Source organism: Acinetobacter sp. Swhac1 (assembly GCF_013390985.1).
GTDB classification, from domain to species: domain Bacteria; phylum Pseudomonadota; class Gammaproteobacteria; order Pseudomonadales; family Moraxellaceae; genus Acinetobacter; species Acinetobacter towneri.
Genome location: NZ_JACASN010000089.1, coordinates 1 through 1,704, shown reverse-complemented (window position 1 = coordinate 1,704; position 1,704 = coordinate 1). Strand labels below are relative to the sequence as shown.

At 55.7% G+C, this 1,704-nt stretch carries 2 protein-coding genes; both read left to right on the top strand.

The annotated features are described in order from the left end of the window. Positions 1–22: 22 nt before the first annotated feature. Complete coding sequence (gene aph(3'')-Ib, locus HX743_RS15960; RefSeq protein WP_001082319.1) at positions 23–826, top strand: aminoglycoside O-phosphotransferase APH(3'')-Ib; 804 nt, start codon at positions 23–25, stop codon at positions 824–826. Beyond that, entirely contained in the window at positions 826–1,662 is an 837-nt protein-coding gene (locus HX743_RS15955; RefSeq protein ID WP_000480968.1) for an aminoglycoside O-phosphotransferase APH(6)-Id, read from the top strand. Before aph(3'')-Ib ends, HX743_RS15955 begins: the two co-directional genes overlap by 1 nt. The last annotated feature ends 42 nt before the right edge of the window (positions 1,663–1,704 follow it).

The window sequence follows — 1,704 nt, the reverse complement described above, 5'->3', positions numbered from 1 at the left end:
CAGAAAACTGAAGGAACCTCCATTGAATCGAACTAATATTTTTTTTGGTGAATCGCATTCTGACTGGTTGCCTGTCAGAGGCGGAGAATCTGGTGATTTTGTTTTTCGACGTGGTGACGGGCATGCCTTCGCGAAAATCGCACCTGCTTCCCGCCGCGGTGAGCTCGCTGGAGAGCGTGACCGCCTCATTTGGCTCAAAGGTCGAGGTGTGGCTTGCCCCGAGGTCATCAACTGGCAGGAGGAACAGGAGGGTGCATGCTTGGTGATAACGGCAATTCCGGGAGTACCGGCGGCTGATCTGTCTGGAGCGGATTTGCTCAAAGCGTGGCCGTCAATGGGGCAGCAACTTGGCGCTGTTCACAGCCTATCGGTTGATCAATGTCCGTTTGAGCGCAGGCTGTCGCGAATGTTCGGACGCGCCGTTGATGTGGTGTCCCGCAATGCCGTCAATCCCGACTTCTTACCGGACGAGGACAAGAGTACGCCGCAGCTCGATCTTTTGGCTCGTGTCGAACGAGAGCTACCGGTGCGGCTCGACCAAGAGCGCACCGATATGGTTGTTTGCCATGGTGATCCCTGCATGCCGAACTTCATGGTGGACCCTAAAACTCTTCAATGCACGGGTCTGATCGACCTTGGGCGGCTCGGAACAGCAGATCGCTATGCCGATTTGGCACTCATGATTGCTAACGCCGAAGAGAACTGGGCAGCGCCAGATGAAGCAGAGCGCGCCTTCGCTGTCCTATTCAATGTATTGGGGATCGAAGCCCCCGACCGCGAACGCCTTGCCTTCTATCTGCGATTGGACCCTCTGACTTGGGGTTGATGTTCATGCCGCCTGTTTTTCCTGCTCATTGGCACGTTTCGCAACCTGTTCTCATTGCGGACACCTTTTCCAGCCTCGTTTGGAAAGTTTCATTGCCAGACGGGACTCCTGCAATCGTCAAGGGATTGAAACCTATAGAAGACATTGCTGATGAACTGCGCGGGGCCGACTATCTGGTATGGCGCAATGGGAGGGGAGCAGTCCGGTTGCTCGGTCGTGAGAACAATCTGATGTTGCTCGAATATGCCGGGGAGCGAATGCTCTCTCACATCGTTGCCGAGCACGGCGACTACCAGGCGACCGAAATTGCAGCGGAACTAATGGCGAAGCTGTATGCCGCATCTGAGGAACCCCTGCCTTCTGCCCTTCTCCCGATCCGGGATCGCTTTGCAGCTTTGTTTCAGCGGGCGCGCGATGATCAAAACGCAGGTTGTCAAACTGACTACGTCCACGCGGCGATTATAGCCGATCAAATGATGAGCAATGCCTCGGAACTGCGTGGGCTACATGGCGATCTGCATCATGAAAACATCATGTTCTCCAGTCGCGGGTGGCTGGTGATAGATCCCGTCGGTCTGGTCGGTGAAGTGGGCTTTGGCGCCGCCAATATGTTCTACGATCCGGCTGACAGAGACGACCTTTGTCTCGATCCTAGACGCATTGCACAGATGGCGGACGCATTCTCTCGTGCGCTGGACGTCGATCCGCGTCGCCTGCTCGACCAGGCGTACGCTTATGGGTGCCTTTCCGCAGCTTGGAACGCGGATGGAGAAGAGGAGCAACGCGATCTAGCTATCGCGGCCGCGATCAAGCAGGTGCGACAGACGTCATACTAGATATCAAGCGACTTCTCCTATCCCCTGGGAACACATCAATCT